12 protein-coding genes and 1 pseudogene are annotated in these 17,457 nt (G+C 45.7%); 3 read left to right on the plus strand and 10 right to left on the minus strand.

Translation table 11 applies throughout. The annotated features are described in order from the left end of the window. The gene (gene istB / locus ACLIIY_RS20785) at positions 1–747 is read right to left on the minus strand and encodes an IS21-like element helper ATPase IstB (protein ID WP_408739888.1); all 747 of its coding nucleotides are present in this window, start codon (positions 745–747) and stop codon (positions 1–3) included. 15 nt (positions 748–762) lie between these two features. Further along, the gene (gene istA / locus ACLIIY_RS20790; RefSeq protein WP_434529290.1) at positions 763–2,304 is read right to left on the minus strand and encodes an IS21 family transposase; all 1,542 of its coding nucleotides are present in this window, start codon (positions 2,302–2,304) and stop codon (positions 763–765) included. Between the two features lie 205 nt (positions 2,305–2,509). On the opposite strand from istA, the pseudogene ACLIIY_RS20795 reads away from it, so the two are divergent. Beyond that, positions 2,510–2,728, plus strand: a pseudogene (locus ACLIIY_RS20795) (ATP-binding protein); the annotation flags it as partial. A 203-nt stretch (positions 2,729–2,931) separates the two neighbouring features. Here the strand turns inward: ACLIIY_RS20795 and ACLIIY_RS20800 are convergent. From ACLIIY_RS20800 to malT, 8 genes are all read right to left on the minus strand, one after another. Continuing rightward, entirely contained in the window at positions 2,932–3,513 is a 582-nt protein-coding gene (locus ACLIIY_RS20800; RefSeq protein WP_050910054.1) for a DUF2913 family protein, read from the minus strand. Between the two features lie 222 nt (positions 3,514–3,735). Next, positions 3,736–4,914 (minus strand): tyrosine-type recombinase/integrase, encoded by a 1,179-nt coding sequence (locus tag ACLIIY_RS20805; protein WP_045410222.1) that lies wholly within the window; start codon positions 4,912–4,914, stop codon positions 3,736–3,738. Between the two features lie 416 nt (positions 4,915–5,330). Next, entirely contained in the window at positions 5,331–5,654 is a 324-nt protein-coding gene (locus ACLIIY_RS20810) for a glucose PTS transporter subunit EIIB (protein WP_039988027.1), read from the minus strand. A 178-nt stretch (positions 5,655–5,832) separates the two neighbouring features. Continuing rightward, the gene (locus ACLIIY_RS20815; RefSeq protein ID WP_122071549.1) at positions 5,833–6,300 is read right to left on the minus strand and encodes a copper chaperone PCu(A)C; all 468 of its coding nucleotides are present in this window, start codon (positions 6,298–6,300) and stop codon (positions 5,833–5,835) included. Beyond that, complete coding sequence (locus ACLIIY_RS20820; RefSeq protein WP_434529291.1) at positions 6,290–6,901, minus strand: SCO family protein; 612 nt, start codon at positions 6,899–6,901, stop codon at positions 6,290–6,292. Before ACLIIY_RS20820 ends, ACLIIY_RS20815 begins: the two co-directional genes overlap by 11 nt. A 9-nt stretch (positions 6,902–6,910) precedes the next feature. Next, entirely contained in the window at positions 6,911–7,336 is a 426-nt protein-coding gene (locus ACLIIY_RS20825) for a hypothetical protein (protein WP_005437869.1), read from the minus strand. A 175-nt stretch (positions 7,337–7,511) separates the two neighbouring features. Then, a complete protein-coding gene (locus tag ACLIIY_RS20830; RefSeq protein WP_005437870.1) occupies positions 7,512–8,429 on the minus strand; it encodes a DUF368 domain-containing protein in 918 nt (305 codons plus the stop codon). A 932-nt stretch (positions 8,430–9,361) separates the two neighbouring features. Beyond that, positions 9,362–12,070 (minus strand): HTH-type transcriptional regulator MalT, encoded by a 2,709-nt coding sequence (malT, locus tag ACLIIY_RS20835; RefSeq protein WP_009706506.1) that lies wholly within the window; start codon positions 12,068–12,070, stop codon positions 9,362–9,364. A 568-nt stretch (positions 12,071–12,638) separates the two neighbouring features. Here malT and ACLIIY_RS20840 point away from each other — a divergent pair. Both ACLIIY_RS20840 and malQ read left to right on the plus strand, forming a co-directional pair. Continuing rightward, entirely contained in the window at positions 12,639–15,092 is a 2,454-nt protein-coding gene (locus tag ACLIIY_RS20840; RefSeq protein ID WP_009706505.1) for a glycogen/starch/alpha-glucan phosphorylase, read from the plus strand. 117 nt (positions 15,093–15,209) lie between these two features. Further along, positions 15,210–17,390: a 4-alpha-glucanotransferase gene (gene malQ / locus ACLIIY_RS20845; RefSeq protein ID WP_434529292.1), complete on the plus strand. Its 2,181-nt coding sequence runs from the start codon at positions 15,210–15,212 to the stop codon at positions 17,388–17,390. Positions 17,391–17,457 lie beyond the last annotated feature (67 nt).

The following is a 17,457-nucleotide window of genomic DNA, read 5'->3' on the forward strand; positions in this document are numbered from 1 at the left end:
TTACTGATCTCCTTCCGTCAACTGACTACAGACTTTTCTCATTGATTCTCCCGCTAAGTTCACTTTGATGCTTCCGTGAACGAGACGGTCTAAGATCGCATCTGCGTGAGTAGCATCTCCGATCATCCTATGCCATTCCTCTATTGGGAGCTGGCTGATGAGCAAGATTGAACCTTTTTGATAGTGCTGATCTATGATCTCCAGTAAGTCACTCCGCTGATCGGCAGCAAGTGGCTCTAGCCCCCAGTCATCGATGATGAGGAGCGCGCTCTTTGCAAGCTTTCCGAGAAGCTTGGGATAACTACCATCAGCATGACTTTGATAACACTCTTCTAAGAGGTTCTTTAGTCGGAAGTAGTAAACGCTATGGCCTTGTCGGCAGAGATGCCGACCTAGAGCACAAGCTAAGTAAGTTTTTCCACATCCTGTCGCTCCTGTAAGAAGGATATTTTGTTTCCTGCTTAACCATTGACCACTTGCCAAGTTTCGTATCACGGATTTCTCTAGCCCTCTTCCTGAGCGGTAATCCAGTTCTTCTAACTCAGCATGAAGCCTGAAGTGCGCCTGCTTAAGCAGGCGCGCGATCCTTTTATTCTCTCTCTGTGTCAGTTCTTCATCCAACAGTAAGCTAAGCCGTTCTTCGAAGCTCATTTCTTGGTAAGTACTAGGGAGTTCATTCTGATGCTCTAGAGCGCTTTTCACGCCCGAGAGCTTCAGTTGGGTCAGTTGGTTATGTATGGCTTGCATATCGATTTCCTGTGCTTAGTGATAATACTCACTGCCTCGTACGTTGCAGTGTTCTAGATCCGCTAGATGATCTGAAGTAGGTTGAGGGAGAGGCCTCTGGTCGAGTCCTTTCTCTAAGATTGATTTAATTCCTTTGAGTCGATAGACACCGGTCGCTAACGCTCGTTTGCACGCGTCATTCAGCCGGTGATAACCGTAAGGTTTATGTAGTTGCATTAACCCCATAAGATAACGATACGCTTGGGTCGGATGATCTTTACTATCGAGGATATGGTTCATCAGTTTTACTGTCGAATCACCACTTACTGCCCCCCATTTTAAGAAGCGTTCCGGTGTCCATTGTGCGTACTGACGGTGATTTTCTGGCATGTGCTTTTCTAATGTACTGTAACCGAACTGCCGTTTTCTTGGGTGGCTAGAGACAAGTTGACCGTTATGGTAAAGCGTGACCAGTTCACCGCTTATATGCGCTTCTAACTGCTCTCGCAGTAAGCGATATGGTACTGAGTAGTAATGCCCTTCGAGCTCTACATGATAGTCCATATGAACGCGCACCTTTTTTACGTAGGTGTATTGATACGCTTGTTGTGGGAGCGCGTTAAGCTCAGGTTTATCGAGCTGGGTGAAGAGTTCGTATCGAGAGCTCTTTAGCTTCTGCATCGGTCTTTGATTGAGTTCGACCAAGAGCTCCTTAATACGGTAGTTGAGTGAACTCAGGCTGAAGAAGGTTTCATGACGGAGCTTAGCCATTATCCACCTCTCTACGACTTGGACGGCAGTTTCTACCTTTGCTTTATCCTTAGGTTTTCTTGGCCTTGCTGGCATCACTGCGACACCATAATGTGCCAACATTTGTTGGTAAGTAGGATTAATATCGGGGTCATACCGACATGCTCTTGTTGTACTGCTTTTTAAGTTATCAGGAACCACGATTTCGGGGGTACCTTCCAGGTAGTCAAAGCATCGAACATGACTCATGACCCAGTCTTCAAGCCCTTGCGACCAAGTGGCTTCGGCATAGGTGTAACTTGAAGCTCCCATCGTTGCCACGAAGATTTGAGCCGTTCTTACTTCTCCGCTATCAGGATCGACAACGTCCATAGTCGGGCCACAGTAATCGATAAATAGCCTTTCGCCAGCCTTATGAACCCAACGCATCGAAGGCGACATGGTTTTGCTCCAAGCCTTGTATAAGCGGCAGTAGTGATTGTAGCTGTAGTGACCATCGCTATTACGTTCGGCGTATTCTTCCCATAAAAGCAGAAGTGTCATCGTTTTAGAGCGAAGCTGCTTATGAACATCTGCCCAATCTGGTGACGCATACTTTTTAGGGGTCACTGTTGTTTTGAGGAACTCTCGGTTCAGCGTGGCATCGTCCCAGCCTTCTGGCAGAGGCCATTGGGAAATACCAAGTTGTGAGGCTCTGTTAGCATACCGAGAGACAACGGATGCAGAGATCGACAAGCTTCGAGCTATTTGTCGATGGCTAAGTTTTGCACCGTATTTTAAGCGCAGGATTTCTTTAAGTTTTCTCATAGTGATAGATGGTGTAGGCATACTGTTCCTAAAAAATCGAAATAACGATATTTAGGATAGGATTTCACACATCTATGAGGCGGGAGAAAATAACATCGATGGAGATCAGGTAATAACATCGACACTGAAAAGTGATCTTCATCGATGGTAATTGGTGATCTCCATGAATGGTATTAAGCGATCTCGATGGATGTTATTGGGTGATCTGCTTGGATGAAAATACGCATACGAGCAAGGTAGCATTATCGTAACCAGTAACTTGCCGTTCTCTCAATGGTCAAATGCGTTCGCTGACGATACGACACTAACGGCGGCATTACTGGATAGGCTTCTTCATCACTCGCACATCGTACAAATCAGCGGAGAAAGCTACCGACTACGAGGAAAGAAGGCGGCTGGAACCATACCTACGGTTCTAGAAAATCAATCAGAAAACAGAAGTTAATTACGTGGGTGGGTCAGTTTTACTTCGGCGATAACGTCGATAAGTGGGTCAATTTTAAACTGGCGTTGACAATATTTTTAGTTATCCACGGATTCCCAACATTCTATTCCCCAAAACTCATTTTTGTCCCACATGAGCTAGCTGGTGAAGCCAGCTCATGTGGGATGAATGATTGGAGGTTTAAATGAGCGGTAGCCAGTTTTTTAAGCAGGGTGTACTAAGATGTGGGCTTGATGTATCTCGCTGTTCCACTCTTTCATTTCGGCAAGAAATAGGCCGTGAGCATTAATCGAATTGATAAGCTCTGGTGCACGCTCTAGTTGGATAAGCATCGATAGTGGGGTGACTTGATTGTGTTCTTGGTCAAAACCGTGTTCGACTTGTTCCTCTAGCATATAAAGAATCCCAGGCTCCGCCTCACTACCCTCCTCAAACAGTCTTGATTCGATACCCTCTACGTCATAAAGGTGTACGAGTAGGTTATAAAGCTTTTCAGCACCGACGAGTTTTGCATGCTTCGACTGTGAATTAAGTTGATGCAGTTTCATTTCTAGGTTCCCACCTTTTTTTCTTGCCACGCTGAGCATTAGTTTGATGTCTTTTTTGATATTCGATAACGACTTATCGTTGAGCTTTGGCTTAAGGTACTTTATCAGTATGTCATTGCGTGATGTTACTGGAACAAAACGGGAAGATGCGGATACCTGACACAGCAAATGAAGCAGGGCGTGGGTAATGAGGTTGTGAAGGTTGTGGTAGTAGTCAAAGTCTCGTTTGATTTGCATAGCCAAGGTAGCGTTGTGGGTGGATTTTAAGAATATGAGGGCTCGGTGTTTTAAATCAACCGTAATAATGAATTCGGGAGTGGTTTCCTATACATAGAGTTATTCATAAATTGCTAATATTCGATTTTCCGAAAATGATAATTGTCCAAATTCGAGTTTATCAACACTTCACCTTCGGTGTGCCCACTTGTGGTCAAACTATATTGGCTTACGACATGTTTATTATGCGCATAACTCTTGAACAGAAATTTCATTGATTTGGTCTTGATATTCCAGCGCCAAATCGTCCATCAAGTCATTCACGATTTCGAGGTATATCATAGTGGTAGTGATGCTTGAATGCCCAAGCCTTCTCTGTAGATACATCAGCGGTTCAAATTTGCCTTGCTTACGCTCTTGCAAACCCTTTAGCGTGTGACATGCGTAGGAATGACGCAATTTGTGAGGGTTTACCTTAAAATCTAACCCTAAATCATTCAGAGCCTTATTGAAGCCAGAGCCTAGCGCCCATTCTTTATTGTCATTTGTGTTGAGGAATAACAAATCACTCTGGAATACAGGGTTGCCTTTTTTATCTGTACCGTGTGACATCACTTGCTCGTGGCGAGTGGTTTGAGTGTAATTCCACAGGTCTTTCATAAGGCGGTGAGGAATGTGTATGACACGCTCTTTTTCACCCTTGGTTCGGTTAATTTCAACCCTGTAGATGGCTCTACCTTCTACTGGTTTACGCATCAGGTTCAATGGAAACAGGAGTAACTCTTTCTTTCGAATTCCTGTCTGTAGACAGAGCCTTGTCATGAGTTTGACTACTGGGTTTTTGATGGCACTTAAAAGTTCCTGCACTTCTTCTTTTGACAGGAATTTTGGAAGCTTTTTAGGCGTGTTTAGCATGATGTCAGGGCTTTGAACTTCGCCAGAATCATTCTTGGTGTGTGCAAGAAAGTGATTCTTGTTTTTGCTTGTTTTAATACTAACCAGTGAGTAAGGAAGTTCTGACACCCAACCTTGACCAACCGCAAATTGATAGAAGCGCACAATGGTTCGGAGGTGTTGATTTACAGAGTTAGCCTTCATCCCGTCATCAAGGCAGGCATCACGGTAGACAGCTAGAATCATTTCAGTAATGCCATCATCGGCAATATCAGTCCAATCCAGCCCATTATCCTCAATGAAGGTGAAGAAACTTACTAGGTGTGCCGCATAGGTCTTCCATGACTCTCTACTATTAATTCTTCCACTTTTAATTAACAAAAATTCTAAGAACTGATGACCTTCACAAAAGAGAGCGCCTGACTCAGTACCAATATCTTCATTTGTGTGAGACCAAAGCAACAGAGGGAAGTTAGGATATACCAAACCCTTGATCTTAAATTCTGATGTGGAACTAACTGAAATCATATAATGTGCACCTTCAATATGTGATCGTTATGAGTTAGGTATTAATCACTATATATCATATGTTACAGTTAGTCCTATATTTAACATCATATTTCCTCTTAGTTGGTGAGTTAACGGCCGGAGTATAGCGGCTGTGATTCGACTCTTACAACTCCTTTGCGTTTTTTTAGAGTGATATACCCAAGTAACCTCAAGATGATTGGTTCAGCGAGAATGACTTGGTTTGTAGACGAGGCGACGATTTGAAGGTCTAGTGGGTCTAAATCAAGAATCGGCAACAAAGTATACAAGCCAAGTCAACTCGCCCTTCGGGAGCGTGTCATTAAAGCGATTTCTATGTCAAACAACTTGGAAATAGCTGGCTATTACACGGCGTTGTTTTTCTTGAACTCACTTCAATGACAACGCTCTGAACCCTACATTTTGAAGTCACTTGGGTATAAATGCTTTATTCGACGTTCTTCCATCTCTTGTGAATAGGTATTGGCTTTTACGCCGTAGATGATTTGGATATGTCGCTCATCGATGATCACCACGCCATGTGCTCCGTGTGCTTTCAATGCTTTTTGATTCACGATTGCAGTGTCTTTTAGTGTGAGGCGTAGCCTTGTCGCGCAAGCTCCGGTTTCCACCAAATTATCCATGCCACCGATAGCGTCAATGATGGTGTCGACATCTTGTTCCAGATTTGGATTCACGTGCGTCAGCATTTTGAAGACGCGAGAAAGGGCTTTTAACATCGCGAGAAACTCGTTTGGCAGCAAAGCCTTGTTTATATCTCAGCTGCGGTTGCTTCGCTCTGATTTAGGACACAAAATCATGCATTGATAGTTTGGCGAATACTGCTTAGAGAAAGGAGAGAGGAATAAAAAAGCTCCTCACGTTGGAGGAGCTTTGAATCGATGAAGTGAAGAAGCACTAGTGATGATGTTCGTGCTTTTTCATTCCTGCCATGACTTTTTTGACCGGTGCGGTAAAGCTTTGCTTTTGGCCGTTGTCGTAAGTCACTGTCACTTCGATTTCGTCGCCTTCATTAAGCGGCTTTTTAAGGTCGAATAGCATGATATGCAGGCTGCCCGGTTTTAGCTCGGTAGTCTCTTTTGCAGTTAGTGTGATGTGGTCTACTTGACGCATCTTCATCACATCGCCTTCTTTAATCACATCGTGCAGCTCAACTTTACCTGCCGCAGGGGTTTCTGCTGCAACGATATTGATGTCCTCTTGGCTTCGGTTAGCAAAGGTCACAAACACAGCGCTTGTCACAGCACCAGGCGCCATGGCTCGTGCATACGGCTCGTGTGGCATGACATTGAGGTTTGCTTGTGCCAAAGGGCTTAGAAGTAGGGCGGAGAGGGCTAACGTTTTGATTGCATGCTTAGCTTTCATTGGTTTTTCCTTCTGCAGTCAGTTTGGTTATCGCCTCGACAATTGGCGCAGGCGTTAAGGTATGTGGCACTTTAGTGATGAGTGTGCCGTCAGGCTTCAAGAAGTAAAAGTAAGAGCTGTGGTCGAGTGTGTATTTCAGCTCTGAGCCTTCTAGCTCTGTTTTACGGAAAATAACACCGTACTTGTGAGCAAGTGGGGTAGTCACATCAAGTGGCGCTGATAGACCTTCAATCATCGGGTGGAAGTAGTGCGCATATTTGGCGGATGCATCTGCTTCGTCACGTTCTGGATCAAGCGAGATGAACATCGGGCGCAACTGTGCTTTTTGCGCATCGTCGATTTGGTTGAGTGCGCCTGCTAGCATGGCTAATGAGGTCGGACACACGTCTGGGCAACGCGTAAAGCCAAAGTAAACAATGCGAATGCGATCATCACTGGTATCGAAGATATCGACAGGTTTATTACCTTCGCCGAACAACACGCTTTGTTCGGTCGTGACTTGCTGTTTTTTCTCTACGTCTTTTTGTCCATCTAGATACGTTTTGGTACCAAAGCCGAGGACAAAAGCAACCACGAGAAAGAGAGACCAATTACGGCTCATATCAATTCCTTATCTTTGCATTTTGAGGGCTGGGTAGATGGTGTCTTTACCGTCGGAAAGCTCACCAACCCACGTCATCGAATCTTGTGTACAAACGGGCAATGTCACATCGCCCACGAATTTACCCGGCGCCACTTTCTTCAGCATGAATTTTGGCTCGCCCATTTCCATTTCTCGACCAACCAAACTTAATACAAGCTGATCGGCTTCGCTGTCTTGCCATTCGACTTCGAGCTGAGCTGGGATCAGAGGTTGAGCAGTATCGACGCTAAGCGTCATCGCAACATCATGTTGGATGCAAGGTTCAGTAGAGAGGAAACAGTATTCATCGAGCGACTTAGGCTCGGGCGCTGAAGAGAAGTTTTTGATCAGGGTAGGCGCGTAAAAGCCAGCAACCAGTGCAACGGCTATCCCTGCGATTTGTAACACTTTCATTAAGATTCAGTATTTATCACTTAACATTGTCTGCATCCTAGCACAGATGGGATGTACGAAAACTCGTAACTTCAACAAATTGTGCACTATCTTGAAACTTATCGTTTGTAAGGCGTAAATAAAAAAAGCGGAGCCAATGGCTCCGCTTCTTAAATGATGAAATGGTGGTTTTGATTTACTTGTTTGAATCCGCAAACTTTTCTAAACCAAGTACCAGAGCAATAGCTGCTAGCATCATGATCACAGCTAACACCAGTTGCGATGGCTGAGACGTGATGTGCTCAAACTCAAACGGTGACAGGTTTTGCTCTAGCAATGGCACTTGCTCGCCTTTTGAGTTCGTACGCCATGTCAGCGTTTCCTTCCAAGGCCAGATCTTTGGTAGCGTACCGATCATCAAGCCTGTTAGGAACATCAACGTTAAATCGCGGAACTTGCGCAGTAACCAAGATAACAGGTGAGAGAAAGACAATAGACCAGCCACACAGCCAACAAGGAACAAGGCAAGGATATCAATTTGGAACCCTTTCACTGCGCCTAGCACAGGAGCGTACATACCGATCAACAGCAAAATAAAGCTGCCTGAGATGCCCGGTAGAATCATTGCACAAATCGCAATCGCACCTGCAAGAATGGTGTTGATTGCAGTTGGCTCCATGTGAAGTGGTTTGAGTACCGTGATGCTGTAGGCAAAGCCAATACCAATCAAGAGAGCAACAAAGCGAATCGCATCGCGTTTCTCTACTTGGCGAATGATGTGGTAGACCGACACCAAAATCAGGCCGAAGAAGAAAGACCAAATTGGAATCGGGTGAGTTTCTAATAGCCAACTGATCAGTTTTGCCAATGTTGCGATGCTAGTGAAAATGCCCGCAAACAGTGAAATCAGGAAGAAACCGTTAATATGGTTAAATGCGGCTTTGAAGCCATCTTTTTTCCAAATCGAGAAAAGTGATGGGTTAATACGTCGAATGCTTTCTAGCAGCGTGTCGTAAATGCCGGTAATGAATGCAATGGTGCCGCCTGATACGCCAGGGACAACATCGGCTGCACCCATGGCCATTCCTTTAAAGTAGGTGATTAGATAGTTCATTTCTCAAGTACTAAGTCATGTTGATGGCAGTGAGTATACAAACATTGATGTCAAAAAAGTATGAAATAGTGTTTCGGAAGATATCGAAATGATTGCTTATCAGAGAAACAGAAGAGCTTTAGTGATTTCCTACAAATAAAAACAGGGCGATAAACGAGATTTGTTGGGGTGAATAAAGTGAAATATAAATCGCTCAACACTGTCTAAATTAACCTAATTAAACAATAAATCTCGTGAATCTGGCTAATTGATGATTTATTTATCACTTATGTGACTAGATTGCGTCTTGCAACTGCGTTTTGCATTCTGGCTTTGCATAATGCAAAAATCAAGGCTGCAACAAGATTTGATATGAGATCTTGTGCCCAAAAATAATGCTTTTCAAATTGGCATGATTAATGCATAATTCTTTTCGACCCTTCTTAAGCCGAGGGTCACCTAGCCAACTGACGTTGTTAGTGAATACACATTGTTCACATCATACATAAGCCAATCGCCTTAATTGCGGTTGGCTATTTTTTTGCCTGTAATATACCCAAGTGACTTCAAGATGCAGGATTCAGAGCGTTGTCATTGATTCGGGAGCAAGGAAAACACTAGCTCTTTCCAAGTTGTTTGATGCAACCATTGGTTTAATAAAAAAGCGAGTCAATGACACGCTCCCGAAGGGCACTCTTTACAAATAGTAAGGGACTTGGCTTGTATACTTTGTTGCCGATTCTTGATTTAGACCCACTAGACCTTTAAATCGCCGCCGCGTCTACAAACCAAGTCATTCTCGCTGAACCTAGCATCTCGAGGTTACTTGGGTATATATGTACAACGTTTCCTACGTGCTTTGCAATTTGCACTTTTCAACGCTTAATTAGCAATAAAAAAGGGCTGACGCATAACGTCAACCCTAGTATTTAGCACTAATTTATTTAGCCTGATCAGTAACCCATCAGCTGCAACAAGTTCTCTGCTGTCACGATTGCTTCCTTACGATTGGCAATGTTGAGCTTCTGGTACAAGTTACGAATGTGAGTCTTAATCGTTGTGCCTGCCACATCCAGCTCTTGTGCGATTTGCTCGTTACTAAAGCCAGAGTAGATCAGACCAAGAACTTGCCATTCACGTTGAGTCAGTGGGCTAGTACGAACTAGCTCAGGCACATTTGGGTGATTGACTAGTTTCTCGATAAAGTCCTCATCGAAGTGAATAGAACGGCTACGCTGGTTAGATGAAATGTCTTTCATTAACTGCTGAGCACGGTGACGTTCCAAATCCCCCAGTTCGTGACGAAGGCTTAGCTTCTCTAACAAGCCGCCAATGGTTGCACCATCGATAAGGAAGTTGCCAACCATACCGGTTTGGTTAGTCATCACTAGTGCTTCTTTTAGTAATGCTTTGGCTTGCTCTTCATCTTTCTGACGCGCAGCAAATACCGCTTCTACGACTAAGTTTCGGTTTGTGTCTGTCACTAGGTTCGTACGTCGCGCTTCGCTTTGTAGGAAGTCCAAAGCTTGGCGTGCTTCATCGTACTGACCAAGGTTGATATGAGCACGAGCAATGTTACGCCACTGCAGTTGCTGGAAGTGGTTACATGCTGATTCAGGACGAACGGCGGTATTCAACCATTCTTGAATCGCTTCTGTGTTCCCACGAGCTTGCCAGAACAAGATCAGAGAAAGTGAGGCATTGGCTGTCCAATCAACGTGGTAAGTCGATTGCTTCATCAAGTGCTGGATGTGCTCAATAAATTTGCCTGCTTTGTCCAGTTCACCACGACCAATCGCAATACGAGCCAACATTGAGTAGCTATGTAAGTGCTTGCTTGGCGAGTGGTTCTCCAGAATCTGCAAACCTTTGTACGCGCATTCTTCTGCTTCATCCAAACGGTTCCAGCACCACAAAACTTGAGCGCGAATACGCAGCAAGAATTCATGAAGAGGTACGTGCTGAAGCTGCTGGTCTTCGATCAGGCGGAAGCCTGAATCTTGCAGTTCAAATGCTGCTTGAACGTAACCTTGCGCAATCATGATTTCGCTTTGCTGCAGGATTGCCCATAAGGCTTGGTGGTAAACCTGATACTGGCGAGCCAGCTTTTCGGTTTGTTGCATCATTGGCAATGCGCGGTCGAGCTTACCTAATACGTGGTTAACTTCACCAACGACCGATGTCGCCACGATACGGCTGCGGTATACGGTTGGGTCAAGTTGGCTAAGCGCAAGCTCGGCAAGTTCCAATGCGTGCTCTGGTTGGTTGCTGTTGATCGCGACCTGAGCGAGTAGGGCATTGGCTTGACCTTGGTAGCCCGTATCGAGTTCGATATTACGCTTTTTATGCTCTTCTTCTGCTTCTGCTAGTAGCTTACCAACTTGGTTATAGCGGTGTTGGCTCTGCGCTAACCAAGCTCGTAGCATCGATAATTTCGGATGGCTGAACAGCAGATCTTTATCAAGTTGGTTGATGGCAGACTCTAGCGTTGTTAACTCGCCTTGGTTGAACATCTTCCAACCGAACTCATTCAAAATTTCAACGATCAAATCAGTGTCGTTAGATTTTTGAGCGTGGTGGATCGCCTGATGTGGTGCTTTCTGCTTTAGCCAAGCAACCGCGGCATTGCGGTGAAGGTCTTTTTCTTGTTGAGGAATACGCGCTTGACGCTCATGCGACAAGAACTCGCCAAACAAGTTGTGGAAACGGAACCAGTTTTGCTCACCTTCCAGTGGGTAGATGAACAAGCCGTAGCGGTTGAGTGATTCAATCATGCCAAGAGCGTCTTCACGCTGGGTCAGTGCAAACACTAACTCATCGTTGAAATGGTCCAGTACCGACACCTGCATTAAGAAGTGACGTGTCTCTTTATCTAAGAGATCAAAAACTTCCTCGACCAAGTAATCCCAAAGGTGAGCGTGATTGAATTGAGAAACAGATTCTACGGTTTGCGCCAATGTGCGGTTTTGATGCTGAGCTTGCAGCGCAATAAGCTGCAGCGCTGATGGCCAACCTTCCACATAGGTGCGTAGGTTGTTTGCCATGTCTTCATCGATGCCGTCGGCAATGCGTTGATTGAAGAAGCGCGTGGTTTCTTCAGTATCGAATGCCAACATTTCATTGCCAATTTCGATCATCAAATCACGTACACGCAGGTTCGCCGTCCCCAGCGGCGGAGCTGCACGGCTTGTGACAACAACAGTTAGGTTGTCTGGCATGTGCTTTAAGAAGAAGCGCATCGATTCATGGATTTCGTCGTTGGTGATCAGGTGATAATCATCTAATACGACGTAACACTCGTGCTGAAAATCCGCCATCTCAGCGAAAACTTCGCTGAATAAAGAGCGTAAAGAAGAGAACTGACGTTTCTCAGCCAATTTCTGAGCGTTAGAGCAGTTGTAGTTGGTGGCTTTGTTTAAAGCTTGCAGCAAATAGTTAACGAAGCGAAAACCGTCGTTATCACTGTCATCAATGCTGTACCAACCTACGTTGGGTTTATCTGACAACCATTGTGCTGCCATGGTGGTTTTTCCGTAACCAGCAGGCGAGCGGAACAATACCAATTTGTAGTAAGGCGCTTGTTGTAGTAAGTCCAACACTCGCGGACGGACGATCGCATTATGCAAGCGGCCAGGGCGAGTAAGTTTAGATGGAATCCACATTATTAATTCTGTCCTTAAATTTTTTGAGCTAGCGAAACTAGAAACTGACTCACACCACTAAATTCTAGTTTGTGTAAAAAGTGTACAGGCTGGTGAGTCGTTTGCGATGTTACGACAACAGAATCGGTTGTTACTTTGATCCACTTCCTAATTCTCAAGGGTTGCTGCAAATGCCACCAACTACGCCCTGTATTTGTGATTCTGGTCACTTAAAAGCCGGTGGTATTGATCCCATGTAGAAAGAGTTGCACATCTATTACGGAAAATTTATCGATGTTAAAAGGCTTAATGTGATCACTAAGACAGTTTTTACATCAGATGAGAGTTGTCGAATAAAAAACGTCATGAACAAAATTTAACCTTTCTCAAAGTTGGCTGTGATCCGAATCACTAAGAATAGGGTTATAGGCTGCTGTGTTGCGATTTGGATCACTAAGTTTGCAACCTTACGCCCTCTACGCCCTACCCCCTCCTCCTTCTAGGGAGGATAAATGGGAGGATGTTTATTCACAGAGGGAAATGCACGATGTATGGCAGATGAATTACTAAAAGACGTGAGAATTTCTTAATGAAACCTACTCAACAGAAACAATTTGACAAGAAGTCGTTCCAAGAAAGCGTAAAGAAACACCTATCTGTTACTTACGCTCACACGGTTGAAAATGCAGACAGCCGCGCATGGTACCTAGCAATGGGTCGCGCTTTAGCTGAGTTTACAACGTGTGATTTGCTTGCTACTGAAGCAGACGCTCGCATCCAAGAAGCGAAAAGCGTTAACTACCTTTCACTAGAATTCCTTATCGGTCGTTTGACTGGTAACAACCTAATCAGCATGGGTCTTTACGAAGAGATCACTGAAGCTATGGCTGAGCTAGGTCACAACCTAACAGACCTTCTAGAAGAAGAACGCGACCCATCATTGGGTAACGGTGGTCTAGGTCGTCTAGCAGCATGTTTCATGGATTCATGTGCGGCTCAAGAATTCCCAACTGTAGGTTACGGCCTGCATTACGAATACGGTCTATTTAAGCAGTCGTTCAAAGACGGCCGTCAACAAGAAGCACCAGACGCATGGCGTGGTGTTGAAGGTTACCCTTGGGAAGTAGCTCGCCCTGAGCTTGCGCAAGAAATCGGCTTCTACGGTCACGTTGAAGTGGTAAACGAGAACGGTAAAGAAGTTCGTAAATGGGTTCCTGGCATGTCTGTAAAAGCAATGCCTTGGGATTTACCTATCGTAGGTTACGAATCAGACACGGTTTACCCTCTACGTCTTTGGGAATGTCAGGCAATCGCACCATTCTCACTAGAAAGCTTTAACAACGGTGACTACTTCGAAGCTCAGCACGCGCTGATCGACGCAGGTAACATCACTAAAGTGCTTTACCCGAACGATAACCACGAGAAAGGTAAAACACTGCGTCTAATGCAACAGTACTTCCACTCAGCAGCATCTGTACGCGACATCCTACGTCGCCACGAAGCAGCAGGTTACTCGCTAGCGGATCTACCAAAGCAAGAGACTATCCAGCTTAACGATACGCACCCAACAATTGCTATCCCTGAGCTAATGCGCATCCTAGTGGACGAAAAAGGTCTTACTTGGGAAGCGGCTTGGGAAATCAGTTCTCAGACATTCGCGTACACTAACCACACGCTACTTCCTGAAGCACTAGAGACATGGCCAGAGTCGCTAATCCAGCGTCTACTTCCACGTCACATGGAAATCATTTTTGAAATCAACCACCGCTTCCTACAAGAAGTTCGTAAGATGTGGCCTGGTGACGGTGAGAAGCAAGCGAAGCTTTCTATCATCCAAGAAGGTTTCAACCGCATGGTTCGCATGGCTAACCTATGTGTAATCGGTTCTTACGCAGTAAACGGCGTAGCAGCACTTCACTCTGAATTGGTTAAGAAAGACCTATTCCCAGAGTTCCACGAGATGTACCCAACTCGTCTACACAACGTAACGAACGGTATCACACCTCGTCGTTGGTTGAAGTTCTGTAACCCAGGTCTTTCTAAGCTAATCACTGAGAAAGTAGGTCCAGAATGGCCTGCGAAACTAGAGCAGCTAGAAGGCATCGCTAAATACGCAACAGACGCGAAATTCCAAAAAGAATTCATGGCTGTTAAGAAAGAAAACAAACAGCGTCTTGCTGATTGGGTTCTAGATAACATGGGTATCGAGCTAGATACAAACGCTATCTTCGACGTTCAAATCAAGCGTCTACACGAGTACAAGCGTCAGCACCTAGATCTGCTACACATTCTGTCTCTATACCACCGCATCCTGAACGAACCTGGTTTCGAGTGTGAGCCACGCGTATGTTTCTTCGCAGCGAAAGCAGCACCGGGCTACCACCTAGCGAAAGAAATTATGTTCGCAGTGAACAAGGTTGCAGAGAAGATCAACAACGATCCTCGCATCGGTAACAAACTGAAAGTGGTATTCATCCCTGACTACCGCGTGAGCATGGCTGAGATCATCATCCCTGCAGCAGATGTTTCACAACAAATCTCGCTAGCGGGTAAAGAAGCATCTGGTACAGGTAACATGAAGATGGCTCTTAACGGTGCCCTAACTATCGGTACGATGGATGGTGCTAACGTTGAGATTCGTGAAGAAGTGGGCGACGAGAACATCTACATCTTCGGCCTTGATGTTGAAGGCGTGAAAGCGGTTAAAGCAGCTGGCTACAACCCTTACGACTACTACAACGCCGATCACCTACTGAAAGCGTCTCTAGACCTACTAACAGGTGAAGAGTTTACGCCAGGTCAGCCAGGCCTACTACGCGCTACATTCGATAGCCTACTAGATGGCGGTGACCCATACCTATGTCTTGCTGACTTCGCATCTTACGTGAAAGCGCATGAAGAAATGGGCAAACAATACAAAGACCAAGCAGGCTGGGCTAAGAAAGCGATTCTTAACACTGCCCTAGTTGGTAAGTTCACATCAGACCGCTCTATCCGCGACTACGTGAACAACATCTGGAAACTTGAAGCGGTGAAACGCTAATAGAACCCAGTTAAGACCAAGGTAGCCGAGCGCTACCTTTGGTCATTTTCAAAGATTAGTTATTGATAACAATAAAACCCTACATGGAAGGTGTTGGTATTACCTTCGGAGAAAGCGATGAAAGAACAAACAGCACTAAAGAAAGTCGCAGACATGGCGCGATTAGCTGATAGCTACGTCAGCGCGTGGGGAGACGAGGCAAAAGTTTCTGAAGAAACACTGCGCCGCTTGCTCACTTCACTTGGCTACGATACTAGCAGCGATGAGAAGCTATTGGCTTCTGCTGAGAAAAAACATAAGAAAGACGTACTAGCCCCTGTTCTTGTTTTACGCGACGGCGAACCAGTCGAAGTGGAACTAAACCTAGGTACGAGTGCTCGCGAGAGCGAATTTAGCTGGCGTTTAGAAACAGAACAAGGAGAGGTACTTGAAGGCTATCTTCAGTCGCAAATTGTTCGTGATGAACGAGCTGAGGGTGGCCCTCTAGTGTTTGCATTGCCAAAGAACTTGGCATGGGGTTACCACAAACTGATCATCAGCCGTAAGCGTCGCAAGACCCCTTACGAAATGTCGCTGATCATCACACCTAAAGCGTGTTTCAAACAAGAAGACCTAAACCAACACAAAAAGCTATGGGGCCCAAGCATCCAGCTTTACACACTGCGTACTCAGCACAACTGGGGTATCGGTGACTTCGGTGATCTGAAGCAGTTGGTGAGTGACATCGCATCTCGTGGCGGTGACTTCATTGGTTTGAACCCGATTCATTCATTGTTCCCAGCGAACCCAGAAGGTGCGAGCCCATACAGCCCGTCTTCTCGTCGTTGGTTGAACATCATGTACATCGACGTAAGCTCTGTGCCTGAGTTCGCACTAAGTGCAGAAGCACAGCAACGTGTTGGCAGCGCTGAATTCCAGCAACGTCTACAAAAAGCACGTGAATCACACTGGGTGAACTACACCGAAGTGTCTGAGCTTAAGATGAGCATTCTTCCGCTGCTATTTAGCGAGTTTAAAGCGCGTCATCTAGACAAGAACACAGACCGTGCTCGTGCGTTCCTAGAGTTCGTAGAAATTGGCGGCGAGAGCCTACTTCACCAAGCAGCATTTGATGCGCTACATGGTGAATTGCACGCTGAAGATTCAAGCGTCTGGGGCTGGCCGGTATTCCCTGAGAAATTCCGCACGTTCGACTCTGCAGCCACTCAGAAATACATCAAAGACAACGCAGACCGCGTTCATCTTTACATGTACCTACAGTGGATCGCAGACGATCAAATCAAAGAGGCGCAAGCGCTAGCTGAAGAAAAAGGCATGACAGTTGGTCTGTACCGCGACCTTGCTGTAGGTGTTGCAGATTCAGGCAGCGAGACTTGGGCTGATGACGGTGCGCTAGTATTGGATGCAAGCATTGGTGCGCCACCAGATGTGCTTGGTCCACTAGGCCAAAACTGGGGTCTACCACCGCTAAACCCACAAGTGTTGGAAGCAACAGGCTACGATGCGTACATCAAGCTACTGCGTGCAAACATGAAACACTGTGGTGCGCTGCGTATTGACCACGTTCTTGGTCTACTTCGTCTATGGTGGATTCCAAAAGGCGAGAAAGCGACAGAAGGTGCTTACCTGTACTACCCAGTTGAAGACATGCTAGCAATCCTAGCGCTAGAATCTCATCGTCATCAATGTTCTGTAATCGGTGAAGACTTGGGTACTGTGCCTGATGAAATCGTAGATATCCTACGTGACGCAGGCGTTCACTCATACAAAGTGTTCTTCTTCGAAACATCAAAAGACGACGGCGGCTTTATTTCTCCGAAGCACTACGCTGAGCAGTCTATGGCGGCACTGTGTACGCACGATATGCCAACACTACGTGGCTTCTGGCACTGTGATGATTTGAAGATGGGTCGTGAGATTGGTCTATACCCAGACGAGCAACAATTAGAAGGTCTGTTTGATGACCGCCTGAAGTGTAAGCAAGGCATCCTAGACAGCGTTCGTTGGCACGGTTACCTACCAGAAGGCATCGGCCATGACGCACAGTACGTTCCAATGGATTGCCACCTAAGCGAAGCGCTTCAATTGCACGTTGCTGCGGGTGACTCAGCACTACTGAGTGTTCAGCTTGAAGACTGGCTAGAAATGGACCAACCGGTCAACATTCCTGGAACGGTAGATGAGTATCCAAACTGGCGTCGTAAACTGTCGATGAACCTAGATGAAATCTTCAGCCGCGAAGACGTAAACCGTATTTCTAAGCGCCTCACTGAAGTGCGCGCGAAAGCGAGCAAATAAGGTGGAATGAGTGATGTAGGAATTCGCGAATTTAATTGCGCCAAGGTACGAAAGTACAGCCTAGGTC

The organism is Vibrio sp. K4, assembly GCF_051122595.1.
In the GTDB taxonomy this organism is placed as follows: domain Bacteria; phylum Pseudomonadota; class Gammaproteobacteria; order Enterobacterales; family Vibrionaceae; genus Vibrio; species Vibrio owensii.

Excerpts from the sequence above, each read along its gene's own strand:
- ACLIIY_RS20800 (WP_050910054.1), bottom strand. The coding sequence starts at position 3,513 with ATGCAAATCAAACGAGACTTTGACTACTACCACAACCTTCACAACCTC.
- ACLIIY_RS20830 (WP_005437870.1), bottom strand. The coding sequence starts at position 8,429 with ATGAACTATCTAATCACCTACTTTAAAGGAATGGCCATGGGTGCAGCC.
- istA (WP_434529290.1), bottom strand. The coding sequence starts at position 2,304 with ATGCCTACACCATCTATCACTATGAGAAAACTTAAAGAAATCCTGCGC.
- ACLIIY_RS20825 (WP_005437869.1), bottom strand. The coding sequence starts at position 7,336 with ATGAAAGTGTTACAAATCGCAGGGATAGCCGTTGCACTGGTTGCTGGC.
- malT (WP_009706506.1), bottom strand. The coding sequence starts at position 12,070 with ATGTGGATTCCATCTAAACTTACTCGCCCTGGCCGCTTGCATAATGCG.
- ACLIIY_RS20840 (WP_009706505.1), top strand. The coding sequence starts at position 12,639 with ATGAAACCTACTCAACAGAAACAATTTGACAAGAAGTCGTTCCAAGAA.
- ACLIIY_RS20820 (WP_434529291.1), bottom strand. The coding sequence starts at position 6,901 with ATGAGCCGTAATTGGTCTCTCTTTCTCGTGGTTGCTTTTGTCCTCGGC.
- ACLIIY_RS20815 (WP_122071549.1), bottom strand. The coding sequence starts at position 6,300 with ATGAAAGCTAAGCATGCAATCAAAACGTTAGCCCTCTCCGCCCTACTT.
- ACLIIY_RS20810 (WP_039988027.1), bottom strand. The coding sequence starts at position 5,654 with ATGTTAAAAGCCCTTTCTCGCGTCTTCAAAATGCTGACGCACGTGAAT.
- ACLIIY_RS20805 (WP_045410222.1), bottom strand. The coding sequence starts at position 4,914 with ATGATTTCAGTTAGTTCCACATCAGAATTTAAGATCAAGGGTTTGGTA.
- malQ (WP_434529292.1), top strand. The coding sequence starts at position 15,210 with ATGAAAGAACAAACAGCACTAAAGAAAGTCGCAGACATGGCGCGATTA.
- istB (WP_408739888.1), bottom strand. The coding sequence starts at position 747 with ATGCAAGCCATACATAACCAACTGACCCAACTGAAGCTCTCGGGCGTG.